Source organism: Koromonas soli (assembly GCF_059726265.1).
Genome location: NZ_AP040872.1, coordinates 55,388 through 70,029 on the forward strand (window position 1 = coordinate 55,388; position 14,642 = coordinate 70,029).

Here is a 14,642-nt window from a genome sequence, read left to right on the forward strand (position 1 = left end):
CTAATAGGCCTTGGCGATCACAACGCGGCGGTCAACGGGCTCGCCCGTCACAATGCATTTGCCTGCGCCGTCGTACTTGTCGACGGCAGGGATGCAGCGGACGGTGGCCTTGAACTGCTTGAGCCGAGCGTCGCAGTCAGAATCGTCCTTCAGGTGCGCCATTACGAACTTGCCGCCGCCTTTTTCCGCTGTCACATCCCGCAGAACGTCTTGGACCTCTTCTAGAGAGTTGGCCAGCACGGTGTTCTGCTCGCGGCGCTCGAGTGCGCGCGCAAACAGGGACTTCTGCATGTCGTCGAGTGTTTGCTGCACGCGGGTGGCAATGCCATCCTGGGGCAGGACCTGTTTCTCGCCGGTGTCGCGCCGCTTGAGAACGATGTTGCCACTGGCGACGTCACGCGGACCGAGTTCGAGCACGGTGGGCACTCCGCGCCGCTCCCAGTGGAAGAACTTCGCGCCGGGAGATTGCGCCTCGCGGTTGTCCACCTTTGCGCCGGTGTCGGCGGCGATGCGTTGCGCGACCTCCAGCACCTGCGCGCGCTCTTCTGGCTTGCGATAGATGGGCACGAGCACCGTCTTCTGCGGAGCCATCATCGGCGGCAATACGAGGCCTTTGTCATCTGAGTGCGTCATGATAAGTCCGCCGATGAGCCGCGTGGAAACGCCCCAGCTTGTTTGCCAGACGTAGTCGAGCTTACCTTCCTTGTTCTGGAACTGGACGTCGAAGGCGCGGCCGAAGTTCTGGCCAAGGTCGTGGCTGGTTCCGGCTTGCAGAGCGAGCCCGTTCTGCATCATCGCTTCAATAGAATAGCTGCGGAGGGCACCGGCGAATTTCTCTGAGTTGGTTTTCACGCCCTTGATGACGGGCATGGCCATGATGTTTTCGGCCACGTCGGCGTATATGTCGAGCATCCGCAGTGTTTCCTCCACGGCTTCGTCGTGAGTTGCGTGGGCGGTGTGCCCTTCCTGCCAGAGGAATTCTGTAGTGCGGAGGAACATGCGGGTGCGAAGCTCCCAGCGCATGACGTTGGCCCACTGGTTGGCCAAAACAGGCAGGTCGCGCCAGCTCTTGATCCACTTGGCGAAGAAATGTCCGATGATGGTCTCGGACGTCGGGCGGATTAGGTAGGGCTCTTCCAGTTCTTTGCCGCCGGCCATGGTCACTACGGCGAGCTCGGGAGCAAACCCTTCGACGTGCTCCGCTTCCTTTTTGAGAAAGCTCTGTGGAATGAGCAGCGGGAAGTACATGTTTTCGTGCCCGGTGGCCTTGAAGCGCTGGTCAAGCTCACGCTGCAAAACTTCCCACACGGCATAGCCGTTGGCTTTGATGACCATGCAGCCTTTTACGATTTCGGCGGGTTCGGCCATGTCGCCGTTGAGGGTGACATCTTGATACCAAGCGGCAAAATCTTTCTGACGCAGCGTAATGGGTGATTCAGCCATAGAACTCCATTGTAACTGCGGGTGCGACGCGCAATCGCTCTCTTCTGGTTTTCCCGACGATGTACTGGCCGCCCGCGAAGCGATGAAGTGCTTGCGGATCGAGTTGGTCTTCGGGCTTGACGGGGACGAACCGCATGTTCTGACGAGTAACAACTACCGCTATGGCTTCGGCGTCAATGATGTCGTTCTTGTTGGACTTTACATATGGCTTTACAAACTAAGCGGGGATAATACGTAGATGGTGGCCCTGGTCGCGCGGTGCGGCTCCGATGAAGTGCGCTCCGGCGCATGCTTCCATACCGATTAACGAGAATGGCTCAATCGGCCGACGCGGTGAAGGCTTAGAATACTCAAACTATGAAAGCTCCGAGTGTTCCGCACTTCGACCTTCAGGCGGCAGCCAGGCAGACCTTGATCGAGAACGGTTTCGAGCCAGACTTTCCCCCGCAAGCTGAACAGCAACTCCTCCAGTTAGCAACTCACCCACCAAAAGCATCGCCCGACGGAACTGTTCGCGATCTGCGCAACCTGTCTTGGTCCTCCATCGATAATGACACCTCGCGGGATCTCGATCAGCTTGAAGTAGCGGAGCAATTGCCCTCTGGCGACGTGAAGGTGCTTGTGGCTATCGCAGATGTTGATGCATTTGTTCCGAAGGACTCAGCGATCGATCAATATGCTGCAAGAGAGACGACCACTATCTATACAGGTGTAAAGAATTTCTCGATGTTACCCGAGCAACTTTCGACCGGCGCGACATCGCTACTGGAAGGCGCAGACAAGCTCAGTCTAGTAGTGGAATTTACGGTCGGCCATGATGGAAGCGTCAACTCGAGCGAGGTATACCGCGCAGTAGTCAGCAATAAGGCACAACTCGCCTACGACGCCGTTGGCGCTTGGCTCGAGGGTAATGGTGACGCTCCAGAGAAGGTTGCAAAGTCAACTGAACTGCAATCACAACTTCGACTGCAGGATGAGATCGCTCAGGTTCTAAGGAAAGAGCGGTATCGGCACGGCGCGCTGAACATCGAGACCACTGAGGTTCGTCCGGTAATACTCAATAAGCAGGTTGTGGGCGTGTCGAAGCAGCAGAAGAACCGCGCCACAGAACTTATCGAAGACTTCATGATTGCGGCGAACGAGGTGGTCGCCCGTATGTTACTGCAGGTTTCTTCCATCCGCCGTGTGGTGAGAACACCCGAACGCTGGAGCCGAATCGTGGAGCTTGCAAGCCAACAAGGCGAGCAACTGCCGGCCCAGCCTGATTCTAAGGCACTGAATGACTTTCTGATGAAGCGCAAGGCTGCTGATCCGGACCACTTCGCCGATCTTTCATTGGCGGTGATCAAGCTGATGGGGCCCGGCGAATATGTTCTCGAGCGTCCCGGGGATCCCGAGCAAGGGCACTTCGGCCTCGCCGTTCAGGACTACACACACTCCACGGCTCCCAACCGGCGCTTCGCTGATCTCGTTACCCAGCGGCTGATCAAAGCTGTGCTTGCGAATCAATCGGCCCCTTACTCAGACGATGACTTGGCCGCAATTGCCGCCCACTGTACTTCGAAAGAAGATGCGGCGCGGAAGGTGGAGCGAACAATGTCGAAGCGCATCGCAGCAGTCGCGATGTCCAGCAGAATTGGCGAACTCTTTGATGCGATCGTTACGGGAGTGACCCCAAAGGGAACCTTTGTTCGCGTGTTGCAGCCGCATGTGGAGGGATTATTGACGCGCGGTCAACAGGGAGTGGATGTGGGGGACAAACTGCGAGTGAAATTGGTGAGCACCGACCCCCAGCGTGGATATATAGACTTCGAGAGAGCATGAGAACAACTGCCGTCCAAAAGGGAGCTTTATCGCACTTTGGAGCATGGGCCGAATAGGCGAGTTTTGGGGATTGTGTCTTTCTGAGGCGCTGGAAAGCCTGCGAGTTGAATGCAGGTACCCCTTTCCCGGCTATTCGGCAGACTCTTCCTTCGATACTAAAATGCTTCACCCGGGCGTGGTCATCGACTACGCCCGGTTTCGCACTTCCGGCCATGGCGTTACATCGTCTTCGTCTGCCAAAGTCCCAGAATCGCTCCTGTGGGGTCGCGTATGAAGCTGAACCATCCCATGCCCTGTACCTCGGTCACGTCCACCATGACTTGACCTCCCAGTGACAGTGCCTTCTTTGTGGAAGCATGAACATCATCTACTGCAACGTAGGCCAGCCATCCCGCAGGGCCGCCCGGAACCTGCTTCATAATTCCGCCGCCTGTCCCTTCTCCCACCTTAATCAGCGTGTATGAGTTATCAGGCACAGCGGAATTGGGCATTTCTTCCAATTTCCAGTCAAACAGCTTCGAATAGAAGTCCTTCGCCTTTACCGGGTCGGGGCTGTTGAGTTCCACATGCACAAATGGATTTCCCATGGGGTTCCTCGAGTATAGAGATACCAGAACTGATGCACTGAATCTCTCAGGTGATGGACCGGCTACATGTCGCTCTGACGAGCAGGGTTTTAATAGGCTTTGCAAAAAGAAACAAGACGCCGTCCTTCCGGCGAGTTAAGACTCTGGGTTCAGAGACAACGGTGCGGGCTCCGACGATAACGTCGTCCCGCTGACGAGGGCATGTACCTGGGAGGTCTTGGAAGCGAGACTTCGCAGATGTCTTGCCATTTGAAGAGCCGACAGGAGACCGGCGAAATTGGAGCGCGGTAAGCTCTCGAAAACGTATAAATGTCGGTATGCCAAGGCAAGATAGGCCCGGCCATTGCTGGCAAGGACGTGACCGCTGTTCTGACCAATGGCGGCAAGAGCAAAGCACCCCACACCGCGAGGTTTGCGGGATACAGCGACGCCCAAATCAAGACAGTTGCAGCATATGTGAAGGGCTTGAAGTAAATCTCATTGCTGTCGCGAGAGATACAGAGGCGTTCTATGTTCGGGACGCCCTTTTTGATTGCAGTAAGTCGCATCGCCAGTACATCTGTTTCAGCTTCTATGACCGTGTAAAGAACCGTATCGTCAGAGAACTTCCTGTGGGGTGCGTGTTTCTATCATTACAGCGTTGAGGGCTGGCGACATGATGAAGAAAGTGGCACTAGCGTTATTCGGTCTGGTAGTTGCATTTGCTCTGGGTGCACCACAAAAGGCCAACGCACAGGTGAGCGTCGGAATCGGTGTAGGCCTTCCCGGATACGGCTACGCCGTAGTCGAGCATCGCCCCTACTATTCCGCCCCAGCGTACTACGGAGACTACGCGTACGCTGCCCCAGTCTATGGTGGCGGATGGTATGGTGACCGCGGTGGATATCGTCATGAAGGCTGGCGCAATGACCGCCGCTATGACCGCTACCGCTATGAAGGTCGATATGAAGACCGCCGACATGACGGCTACAGAGATGAGGCACGCCGTGGAGGCGACCGTGGTGACCGTCATGACAACGGATGGCGCGACGGGCGTAGGTAGCTCCCATCAGTCATTTCATCCCCTTCGACCACAAGGTTGAGGGGGTTTTCTTTGCAGTGATAAGCGGAATAGAACTCCTCGTGCTCTGCACTGCTCACCAGACTGGGCGGAGACTCGCATCAGATTGCTCCCCCGCCTCAGATGAATAGCAGTTACATCTGGACATTGCGAGAACCTGCGACGTAGCATGCCGAGAGATACTCAAAAGGTTCCGCTAGTGCAGGACTGAAGGTGGCAAGCGGAATGGAGGCAAAATGCTAGTCACGACGGGCAACGACGTTACTGGCCGCACGATTTCGAAATACATCGGTGTAGTACGGGGAATTGTCGTTCGCTCTCCCAACCTCGCTCAAGGAGTGATGGGTGGATTCAAGCAAATGGTGGGCGGCAACATTGAGCCTTATGCCAATGTTTGCGAGAAGGCACGGGAGGAAGCCTTCGAGCGAATGGTCAAGCACGCAGAGGATGCGAATGCCGATGCAGTTATTGCGTTCAGATATGACGCCGCTGATTTTGCGCCCGGCGTAACGGAAGTGTTGGCCTACGGTACGGCAGTCAAATTAGGCTAGCGCCTTGGGCAGCTAGCCTTTGAATTCAAGTGAGGGTGTGTTGAATCCGACCATCTAAACAGAGGTTAATCGCGCTGCGTGGCTCCGTTTATTCGCACAGCCGCTTGGTCTGAGGTGTCACGTCTCTGGGCAAGAACCCTCTTGGGGTGGGGCTTTAGTTGCTTCCACTCTTCGCGCTTTCCAGAATCCTTACTTCACGTTGCCCGCTCCCAAGTCCTGAAGCATGGCAGTCGCTATCAATGTGCACGCCTTGTTCTCAGTTCGTGTGCGCGCTTTGCAACCGAGCGAATCGTAGCGGAAGCCCCTAGCTCCGTCTTCGCTTGCAGGAAACATTGTGTATCGCGGGATGTTTCTGAATTTGTGTTACTGGTTATAGATTTTGCATGTTGGTTCATGCCATCGCGCCAGAGTTGCAGGGTTTGGGCTTTCATAGTGATGGAACTAGGTTCAATATCCTTCTTGTTCTCCGGCATGCATTCTGCGATTGTTATGGGAGTTGCAGAACTTGCTTGATTATCGGAGCTAATTCGAGTAGATGCTATTGTACCTGTAAAGAGATGTAAATTGTTTTTTATTCAACCTTTCGAACAGACTTCGAGATTAATAACGCCCAGTACGCGGATGTTGCTTCGTCCCCAGAGAGCAGTGCATGCCTTAGCGCCGGCAAACAGAGGAATTGAGTCTGTTTGAACATCGCGTGAACGCGATATAGATGCAATCGCCATTTGGAGACGCTCTTGAGCGTCTCTTGTGCTGCAGCCAGTCAAAAACCGCTCGCGATGGGCATCATTGGTTATATGTCTCCTGAGCAGGTACTAGGCAGGGATCTGGACGCGCGCACGGACATTTTCTCATTCGGCATTGTTCTCTATGAAATGGCGGCTGGAGTTCCGCCGTTCCGCGGCGCATCCTGCGGCGCCGTGTTCGATGCTATCCTGCACGCTTCCCCCACTCCGGTGTTGATTGTCAATTCTGAAACTCCCGTGGCCTTGCAGGAAATCCTCCGAAAAGCGCTCGAAAAGGATCGGCAATTCGAGGCGCAGGCGCATGCTGCTCGACCGGCTCTGGGTAGAGTGGCGCCAACTCGATTACGACATCGCAACCGCCAGCGAAGACATTGAGCGCATCACCAGCGAGGACGAAGCATGCAAATGGTTGCGCCAGATCCCCGGCGTCGGCCCACTGGTTTCGACTGCCACTGTGGCCGCGATCGGCAACGGAGCCGCGTTCCGCAAAGGACGTACGTTCGCAGCCTTTCTCGTCCTGGTGCCGCGACAACACTCGACTGGCGGCAAGGCGACGTTGCGCGGCATTAGCAAGCGAGGCAGTCGCTATCTCAGGCTGTTTTACATTCACGGCGCTAGAGCAGTGCTGATGCGGGCGAGGTGCGATAACGGCAGCTTCGGGCAGTGGGTGCGCCAGTTGGAAGCGCGAGCGCCGCGCAACAAGGTGATTGTTGCTGTCGCGAACAAGCTGGCTCGGGTCGCCTGGGCCGTGCTGTTTTAAAGAAGCAGCTTACGGCTACGAGGCGGTTTGCGCGCAACCGTAACCCGGTCGTGGAAAAGACGTTGCGCTTGGAAAGCGCAACTAACGCGCTTCCCACTTTCCCCCCGCCGTGACGGCAGGCTTAAAGAACTCACCAAGTCTGCTAAGGAGAGAAACGGACGAAAGAACAGTCAAACGGCGCGCCAAACAACCTTGGGATACTTGAGCGTCATCATTGACCGTAGGGCTAATCAGGATCAGCACGCGCGAATCATCATCGTGAGCCCGGAGAAAGCTGAGTCGTGTGGGTTTTGCTCGGCTCTATCCAAAGATAGCGTGCTCTTCGGACACCAAGTACGCAACGTGGCTGTGGTCGATGAAGTTCGCCTCATCTTCAGTGGACAATTTCCATTCAGGCGATTGGCGAGCCGCTAACAAGCCTCCACATCGTCAAACCAAAGCTCCGCCACGCCGTCGAAATCGGGCAAACGTCTGTCTGTAGGGAGGTTCAGGCTGTGACTCTGTACTAACCTGCGAAGTTTCGGAATCCGAGCGCCGATAGGGCCGTGGACATTCCTCCAATAATGAAAGAATTCTTCATCGGTCAACCCCGCCTTCTTAGTAATGCAATAAATCACTTTTACCATAATCGTCTCCTAGTGCAATCATCGCGTCCCGCCGAATAGAACGACTCTGCGATTCTCGAATGTTCCGTACTCAAGGTAAACGATGTTCGGAGGATGCGGGGACGCCGCCGCGTACGCTTTCTGCCAGGCAAGGGAGGCCGCAACCGCAGGTCAGTTATCAGTTCATGAATCGAGTTCGCTGACCTGCACAGCGCCGATATTGGCTAACCGAGTGATGGATTTGCAGTTGTAAGCGCAATGAGGCGTTCTCGGCATGACTTAACCACGTACTCATCAACAAACAGCAGAGCAGGCATGAAATGGCGGGATGCAGTAGGGTAATAGGATGTTCACTCCACTTTCGTAGTGCTCGTAGTACTCAGGTCAGTGCTGCGGCACTTGCTATTGGGGCACCGAGTCCCATGAGCCACAGCGTCCGGGTTGCGTTCACGCTCCGGGCTGGAACAACTCTTCGCGTCGTCACCCACTGGCTCCAGTTGCGCTCTCCAAATAAGTGGTCTCGCGGTGGCCGACGTGGCTGTCACTATGCTGCGCAGCCAAAGCTCTCGTCAGTGATGGGGTACTTTCGTTCCCCTGTGCGCATGAGTCCGTAATGTTCGCGCAGTGAAGCCATCTTTTTCGACATTGCCGTCATGTCCACGCAGGGCTTTGCAGAAGAAGAGGCGACAGGGACGGCTACAGAAAGGAAGTAGTTTTCCAGACCAGCAGGGGTAAAGATATTTAACAATCGCCCACGTCCGATGCCGACGTTTGTCCAGCGATGTGGCACGTTGCGGGGGCCGTACGCATAGGTTCCCGGACCGCCTGTTAGGGTTTTGTCACTAACTGAGATTTCGAACTCACCGTCGATGACATAGAAGCTCTCGTCCTCTTTCAGATGCTTGTGAAACGGAACACCTTCCCTCGGTGCATTCTCTACAAGCATCCACATGCAGGTTCCTCCGGTGTCTTTCCCTGTTGCTTTGATGGCCAGTGAGTGCCCCGGATACCAGTACCATTGCTCCTGCTGTGACGGGTTTGCTGCCGCCGCAAGCGTTGGGTTGAACCAATCGACAGCTAGTACAGGACTCGCAACCATCCCCATTTTCAGCACCGCTCGACGCGACGAGTTCAAGAGCATACCTCCTGACCATTTCCGAACCGCTAACAATTGCCGGAGAACTCTACTCCATCGTTCTCGTCTCAGGCAATGTGTGCCGAACTATTCTGCGAACTCAATGGCGGCGACGCATCAGCAGGGAGATTCCGAGAACTCCGATGACACGGTCTCGCACTCTTGGGGCAACTCCACCTCGCCCAGAGTCTCAACTTGTAAGTAGAAAACGCATGTAAATCGAATTTCCGTACTCTGCGGCTGTAGAATAGTTAGGATTTCCATCTGCCCCCACCGCTCAGAAAACTTGTAGTGCACATCATCGAAGCGTTCAGCTCAGAAAGAACTGTTCTAATCCCGCAACTCTCGTTTGGCGCCAGTGTTTATGTTGTACGTACGGCAGGAGAGGAGCTCAAATATGAAACGCATTATGACGATTTTCGCAATGCTGGCGTTGAGCACGGGAATGATGATGGCTGAAGACGGTGAGACCCTGTTCAACAAGTGCACCACGTGCCACGGTGCCACGGGGCAAGGTAAGATGGCTCCGGCAATCAAGGGCAAGGACGTGACGAACGTTCTGATGAACGGTGGAAAGAAATCGCCCCACATTGCCAAGTATGCCGGGCTGAACGATGAGCAAATCAAGGCGGTCGCAGCATATGTGAAGGGACTCAAGTAAGCATTCACAATTAGCGCAGGCCACAAAGGGCGTCCTCTTCAATGGACGCCTTTCCTGATTACACGCATCGCGCCGATTTCTGGATCCGCCGAGGTCTTACCTGGAACGTTCTCTCCGCCGAGCCGGAGGGCCTAATGACCCGTAGGAGTTTCTCCCCCGACCTTGAACTTGCGCAGGATGAGGACTAACGGGATCATGGCCAACGTGAGCCATCCGATCACACGAAAACAATCCATGAAAGCCAGGAAAGTACTCTGCCTGATCAGTTGCTGGTGCAACAGTTGGAGCGCGGCAGGTCCGGCATCGGCAGAGGTGAATCCATGTTCCACCAGTCGTCCCATCATAGATTGAGCACTCTGCTGAAGACCTTGTGAACTGGAACCGAGGTGGGAGCCGAGGTTCATCTGATGGAGATTTTCGCGCCGCTCGACTGCCGTCGTGATGAACGCAATCCCGAAACTTCCTCCCCAGTTGCGGAAGAGATTGGTCAGGCTCGAAGCCTTGTTATTCTGGTCCGGACGCAACTGTGAATAGGCGATGATGTTAACCGGAACGAGGAACAGACCGTATCCCACACCTTGGAGCGCGCGCTCCCATGCATAGTGGCCGCCATTGGTGTCGAGGTTCATATTGCTGTACACGAACATGGATAAGCCAATAAACGAGAGACTTAGTAGGATCAACACCTTCGCAGAGACGAGGTGCCTTTGCAATAGTTGAGCAGACACCGGCGCGAGCAACGTGATGACCAGCGCGCCTGGTCCCAGGACAAGGCCCGCATCGATGGCCCGATAGCCATAGAGCGTTTGCAGCATCTGCGGAATCAGTGTTGTGGTGCCGAAGAGACCGATTCCAAATACGAAGAACAATACGCTGGCGATTGCGAAGTTACGATTGCTCAAGAGGCGGAAATCAATGATCGGCTCCCGAACATGGAGCTCCCACAGCACGGTACCGATCCACCCAACTACGGCAACGACGAACATCACCACGATGAAATTGCTGGCAAACCAATCTTCGATCTGACCGCGGTCGAGCGAGACTTCAAGGGTGGCAGAAGCAAGAGTTATCAGCACGACTCCAGCGCCATCGACAGACATTCTCCCCTGCTTGTGAGCAAGTTTGCGCTCAACGGTGAATGCGTGTGGATCGTGGATCAGTTTGTTCGATAAGTAGAAAGCGAGCAGACCAACCGGGACATTGATAAAGAAGATCCAACGCCAGCTGTAATTGTCCGTTATCCAACCGCCTAGCACTGGACCGATGGCGGGTGCTGTAACGATGACTACGGTAAAGAGTGCAAAAGCGGCGGCACGCTTCGCAGGAGGGAACGTATCGACCAAGATTGCCTGGGCAACTGGTGCGAGTCCTCCTCCGCCGATTCCCTGCAGGACACGAAAGAGCAGCATGAGTCCGAGCGAAGGCGCCAGCCCACATAAGAACGACGACACGGAAAAGAGCATTACGCATAGCAGGTAGTAAGTTTTGCGTCCCATAAGCCGACTAAGCCAGGCGGTCATCGGCAGCACGACAGCATTGGCTACCAGATAGGTCGTAAGTATCCATGTGACTTCATCGTAACTGCGCCCCAGTCCGCCCCCAATGTGTGGTAACGCAACGTTTGCAATGGAAGTGTCGAGCAGTTCCATGAAGGCGGCAATCGTCACCGTGATAGCAATGAACCACGGATTAACTCGAGGCGTTGCGCCAGATGGGATTAGAGTTAGGTTTGATGGCATCTGCTCGGACATATTCTGCTCCTCCATCTGAATCGACCAGCCTTAGCGCACGCGAACCGTGGCTTCCACTGACATGCCTGGACGGAGTTGATGCCCGGGATCTTGATTGCTATCGATCCGAATCCGAACCGGGAATCGCTGCACGATCTTTACGTAATTGCCGCTCGCGTTTTCAGGGGGAAACAAGCTGAAGAGGGGGCCGGCCGCTCCGGCCATGTCTTCTACCGTTCCCTGGTAGTCGCGGCCAAAGGTATCGACGTGAAGTGTGACCGATTGCCCTGGGTGCATCAGCCGCAATTGTGTTTCCTTGAAGTTTGCTGTTACCCAGATGTCATCTACCGGTACCACGGTCAGCAAAGATTGCCCTGGTTGCACGCGGTGTCCAACTTCAACTGTCTTATGACCCATAACTCCGCTTACGGGCGCGAAGATCTTTGTATAGCTGAGGTTGAGTTCAGCCGTGTGCATATCGGCTTGTGCCTGAGCCAATTCACCTTGTGTCGAGGATGCCTGCGCCCGTGCATTGAGCGCCTGCTGGGGCGCAGTGCGAGCGGCGGCAATCTGCGCCTCCCTCTGCCGCACCAAGCTGCGCATCTGCGCGACCTTCTGCTCTGCCGCCACCAAGGCCGACTGATCGGCTTCAAGTGTCTGGAGGCTTGCTGCCGCCTCAGTTTCTCGCGCGTCGTAGAAGGACCGCGAAATTTCCCTTTTTTCTACGAGCGTTTGGTAGCGCACGCGATCACGCTCGGCGCGAGACGCCACGAATTGGTCAAGTTGCACACGATGCTGCGCGGAACTCAGCTCGGCTTGCGTTGCGGCGAGGCTTTCAATTGCTTCCTGTCGGGCTGCTTCAGCAAGATGCAGTTGACTGTAGGCAGACGCATCTGTAATAGATATCTGCAACCGAGAAACACGAACTGCGGCCTTCTTGGACTCCAGTGTCGCCCTCGCGTGCTCTAGCGCCGCCTCATAGTCGCGTGGATCGAGTTCAAGCAGTAGCGTGCCTGCGGCCACGCTATGGTTGTTCTCCACAGCGGGATTTACATACGTAACAGTGCCGTCGATCCGCGTACTGAGAGCGGCGAAATGCCCATCGACCTGCGCGTCATCCGTAGTTTCAAAGTGACGAGCGTGTAACCAATAAAGCAAGCCTCCAGCTATGCTGAGAGCGAGAAGACCTGCAAGTATGAGCTTTCTTGAGCTCTTCTTGCTGGCGGAGACGTCAGGGGACAGCGTGTCGTGACGTTCATCTATGTTCGTGGCAGTAGCCATAAAACTCCTTTGTTTTCTGGGTTGCTTGTTGCTGGTTACCGAACGCCGAAGAGTGTTGAAATGCGCGTCTCCGCGGAACCTAGTGCGCGGGAAAGCGAAATCTTCGCCACGTTGAACGAGAACAGGCTGGCAATGTAGTTCTCGTTAGCCACGACAACTGCTTCCTGTGCCTGTACAACTTCCAGGTAGTTTGTAACTCCATTGCTGTAGCGATCCTGAGATTGCTTCAGTGCCCGTTGGGCGAGCCTGTTGTTTTCGGCAGCCACTTTCACAGAGGACGCTGAGGCCTCTGCGTCCAATCTCGCAACGCGTATGTCATAGGCAACTCTGCCTCCAAGGTCGCGGTATTCGGCACGATGCTGCACCAACGCAGCCTCAGCCGAGTGAACCTCTGAACGGATGCGGCCACTGGTAAAGATGGGAATTGAGACCGCGCCGGTTACTGAGTACACCTGGTTGTAATTTGCCGGGTTGAGTCCGGCGCCGCCGTAGTCCGCCGCCAGGGATATCGAGGGCAGCCTCTGGGCTCGGGCTGCCTTTACGTCGAGTTCGGCAGCGGCGACGGTCTGTTTCAAACTGGCCACGTCGGCGCGCGTCTCAAGCGCGTGTGCAGCTTCATCGTTCACATCTGGCAGCGGTGTGTAATCGTAGTTGCCGGACGGCACCCAAGCTTGTTCCAGCGGGATGCCCGTGATGCGATCAAGCGTCAGCTTGTCCTTTTCGAGATTGTTGGCCGCATCAGCCACCCGCTGCTCGGCAGTGTGTAACTCTACCCGTGCCCGCAGCGCGTCTATCTCAGGTGCTAATTCAGATTTGTACTGATTGGCGATCTGTGCCTCAAGTTCGCGTGCTGAGGCGAGCACAGCATTGGCTGTCTCAAGGCGCGCCTGACTTGCGACAACTTGGAAATAAGCAGCTCCGACCGCGAAGACTACCACGTCTCGGGCGTCTTTCTCGCTCAAAGCCGAGGCCAATTCAACCGCCTTTTGCGATCTGTATTTGTTGAGGAGTTCAACGTTGAGCACGGCAGAGTGCGCGACAATACGCACATCGGAGTACCCGAATCCGCCGCTCGTTGGGGGCAGCCGCAATCCACTCTGGGGCGGGAGTTTAATGCCCAATTCCTTGAAGCTCAGCTGCTGATAGACCTGGCGCGTATCGGCCGAGACCTGCGGCAGAAGGGCAGCTAGAGCTCTGTCGCGCTGCGCGCGCACAGTCGCATTCGTTTGGTGAGTTTCGATCAACCCAAGGTTGAACCGGAGCCCCCGAGTCAGCACATCCTCGAGACTTAGCTTGAGTTCACCCTCTACGACGGAATTGTCCGGGACGCTTCCGAGATAGGGATTCAGTGTTTGAGTCGCGCGAGCACTGGGATTAGTGGTGCCAGTCGCCGGATTGATGGGGCGAGGGGTTGTGATGGAGGCGGGTGCAATGTTCGTTTCCATCGACTGGGACGCAGCGGAGAGGGAGAAGAGCCCCGACAGCAGTACCAGAACCGAGATTCGAATAGTGAACTTCCCCATAGCGGGATCTCCTGGAGAACCGGTTGCCGAAACGCGGCCTGCTCGGTTGTATTGAGTTAAGATGATAGGCGTCATGAATAAGATTCGAAATCATGTCGATGATCATCTAAAAATATGTATGCACCCAGGAGGCTTGTCGTGAAAGTGAGCAAAGAGAAGATGGCGGAGCATCGGGAGGCAATCATTTCTTCCGCTGCAAAGCGCTTTCGGGAGCGCGGCTTTGAAGGGATCAGCGTGGCGGACCTGATGAAAGAGGCAGAGCTGACGCATGGCGGCTTCTACGGCCACTTCGAATCCAAAGACGAATTGATTGCGCTCGCTGCGGAGCGAGCGCAACGCGACTCAATCGCAAAATGGGAGCAGATTATGGAAGGTGCGAAGAGCAATCCTCTACAAGCACTCGGCCATACCTATCTATCTCAGCGACACTGCGATAATCCAGGGACGGGTTGCCTCTTCCCCGCGCTCGGGAGCGAAATAGCACGTCAGCCAGAGTCCGTGCGGAATGTTGTCACTCAAGGTCTACAGCGATTTATCGGATTACTCGGACGAACCATTAAGGGCAAGTCGCCCGTTATTCGCCGACGGAAAGCGATCACAGCGTGTGCATCAATGGTTGGAGGCATGCTGCTTGCGCGCAGCACAGCTGATCCCGCGTTGCGCAGGGAGATATTGCAGGCGGTATTGGAGTCACTGCCGTCTGACTCGCCGTCTCCCAGCCTTGCGCCGAAATGAG

General features: G+C 55.5%; 15 protein-coding genes and 1 pseudogene. 8 read left to right on the forward strand and 8 right to left on the reverse strand.

Annotated elements, in window-relative coordinates:
* Together proS and AC6IY8_RS00230 are read right to left on the reverse strand one after the other, a co-directional pair.
* Entirely contained in the window at positions 1-1,443 is a 1,443-nt protein-coding gene (proS, locus tag AC6IY8_RS00225) for a proline--tRNA ligase (RefSeq protein WP_497776553.1), read from the reverse strand.
* Positions 1,444-1,522: 79 nt separating this feature from the next.
* Positions 1,523-1,753, reverse strand: a pseudogene (locus AC6IY8_RS00230) (IS110 family transposase); the annotation flags it as partial.
* 47 nt (positions 1,754-1,800) lie between these two features.
* Here AC6IY8_RS00230 and AC6IY8_RS00235 point away from each other — a divergent pair.
* Positions 1,801-3,267: an RNB domain-containing ribonuclease gene (locus AC6IY8_RS00235; RefSeq protein WP_497776554.1), complete on the forward strand. Its 1,467-nt coding sequence runs from the start codon at positions 1,801-1,803 to the stop codon at positions 3,265-3,267.
* A gap of 218 nt (positions 3,268-3,485) precedes the next feature.
* Here AC6IY8_RS00235 and AC6IY8_RS00240 read toward each other — a convergent pair whose 3' ends face one another.
* Positions 3,486-3,854 carry a VOC family protein gene (locus AC6IY8_RS00240; RefSeq protein ID WP_497776555.1) on the reverse strand — a complete coding sequence of 123 codons (369 nt, stop codon included), beginning with the start codon at positions 3,852-3,854 and terminating at the stop codon, positions 3,486-3,488.
* Positions 3,855-4,163: 309 nt separating this feature from the next.
* Here AC6IY8_RS00240 and AC6IY8_RS00245 point away from each other — a divergent pair, with 309 nt between their 5' ends.
* From AC6IY8_RS00245 to AC6IY8_RS00265, 5 genes are all read left to right on the forward strand, one after another.
* A complete protein-coding gene (locus AC6IY8_RS00245) occupies positions 4,164-4,328 on the forward strand; it encodes a hypothetical protein (RefSeq protein WP_497776556.1) in 165 nt (54 codons plus the stop codon).
* A 181-nt stretch (positions 4,329-4,509) separates the two neighbouring features.
* Positions 4,510-4,896 (forward strand): hypothetical protein, encoded by a 387-nt coding sequence (locus AC6IY8_RS00250; protein ID WP_497776557.1) that lies wholly within the window; start codon positions 4,510-4,512, stop codon positions 4,894-4,896.
* A 254-nt stretch (positions 4,897-5,150) separates the two neighbouring features.
* On the forward strand, positions 5,151-5,465 hold the full coding sequence (locus tag AC6IY8_RS00255; RefSeq protein WP_497776558.1) for a YbjQ family protein: 315 nt from the start codon (positions 5,151-5,153) through the stop codon (positions 5,463-5,465).
* A gap of 779 nt (positions 5,466-6,244) precedes the next feature.
* Complete coding sequence (locus AC6IY8_RS00260) at positions 6,245-6,586, forward strand: protein kinase domain-containing protein (protein WP_497778651.1); 342 nt, start codon at positions 6,245-6,247, stop codon at positions 6,584-6,586.
* Positions 6,489-6,971: an IS110 family RNA-guided transposase gene (locus AC6IY8_RS00265; RefSeq protein ID WP_497778652.1), complete on the forward strand. Its 483-nt coding sequence runs from the start codon at positions 6,489-6,491 to the stop codon at positions 6,969-6,971. The genes AC6IY8_RS00260 and AC6IY8_RS00265 overlap by 98 nt, the downstream gene beginning before the upstream one ends.
* A 410-nt stretch (positions 6,972-7,381) precedes the next feature.
* On the opposite strand, the gene AC6IY8_RS00270 is transcribed toward AC6IY8_RS00265, so the two are convergent.
* Positions 7,382-7,597 carry an EthD domain-containing protein gene (locus tag AC6IY8_RS00270; RefSeq protein ID WP_497776559.1) on the reverse strand — a complete coding sequence of 72 codons (216 nt, stop codon included), beginning with the start codon at positions 7,595-7,597 and terminating at the stop codon, positions 7,382-7,384.
* A 523-nt stretch (positions 7,598-8,120) separates the two neighbouring features.
* Entirely contained in the window at positions 8,121-8,711 is a 591-nt protein-coding gene (locus tag AC6IY8_RS00275) for a cupin domain-containing protein (RefSeq protein WP_497776560.1), read from the reverse strand.
* A 397-nt stretch (positions 8,712-9,108) separates the two neighbouring features.
* On the opposite strand from AC6IY8_RS00275, the gene AC6IY8_RS00280 reads away from it, so the two are divergent.
* A complete protein-coding gene (locus tag AC6IY8_RS00280) occupies positions 9,109-9,372 on the forward strand; it encodes a c-type cytochrome (protein WP_497776561.1) in 264 nt (87 codons plus the stop codon).
* A gap of 131 nt (positions 9,373-9,503) precedes the next feature.
* Here AC6IY8_RS00280 and AC6IY8_RS00285 read toward each other — a convergent pair whose 3' ends face one another.
* From AC6IY8_RS00285 to AC6IY8_RS00295, 3 genes are read right to left on the reverse strand one after another with little or no spacing between them, the layout of a single operon-like run.
* The gene (locus AC6IY8_RS00285) at positions 9,504-11,123 is read right to left on the reverse strand and encodes a DHA2 family efflux MFS transporter permease subunit (RefSeq protein ID WP_497776562.1); all 1,620 of its coding nucleotides are present in this window, start codon (positions 11,121-11,123) and stop codon (positions 9,504-9,506) included.
* Positions 11,124-11,153: 30 nt separating this feature from the next.
* Positions 11,154-12,383, reverse strand: a complete 1,230-nt coding sequence (locus tag AC6IY8_RS00290; RefSeq protein ID WP_497776564.1) for an HlyD family secretion protein — start codon at positions 12,381-12,383, stop codon at positions 11,154-11,156.
* 35 nt (positions 12,384-12,418) lie between these two features.
* Positions 12,419-13,906, reverse strand: a complete 1,488-nt coding sequence (locus tag AC6IY8_RS00295) for a TolC family protein (RefSeq protein WP_497776565.1) — start codon at positions 13,904-13,906, stop codon at positions 12,419-12,421.
* Positions 13,907-14,044: 138 nt separating this feature from the next.
* Between AC6IY8_RS00295 and AC6IY8_RS00300 the strand changes: the two genes are divergently transcribed.
* A complete protein-coding gene (locus tag AC6IY8_RS00300) occupies positions 14,045-14,641 on the forward strand; it encodes a TetR/AcrR family transcriptional regulator (protein WP_497776566.1) in 597 nt (198 codons plus the stop codon).
* The last annotated feature ends 1 nt before the right edge of the window (position 14,642 follow it).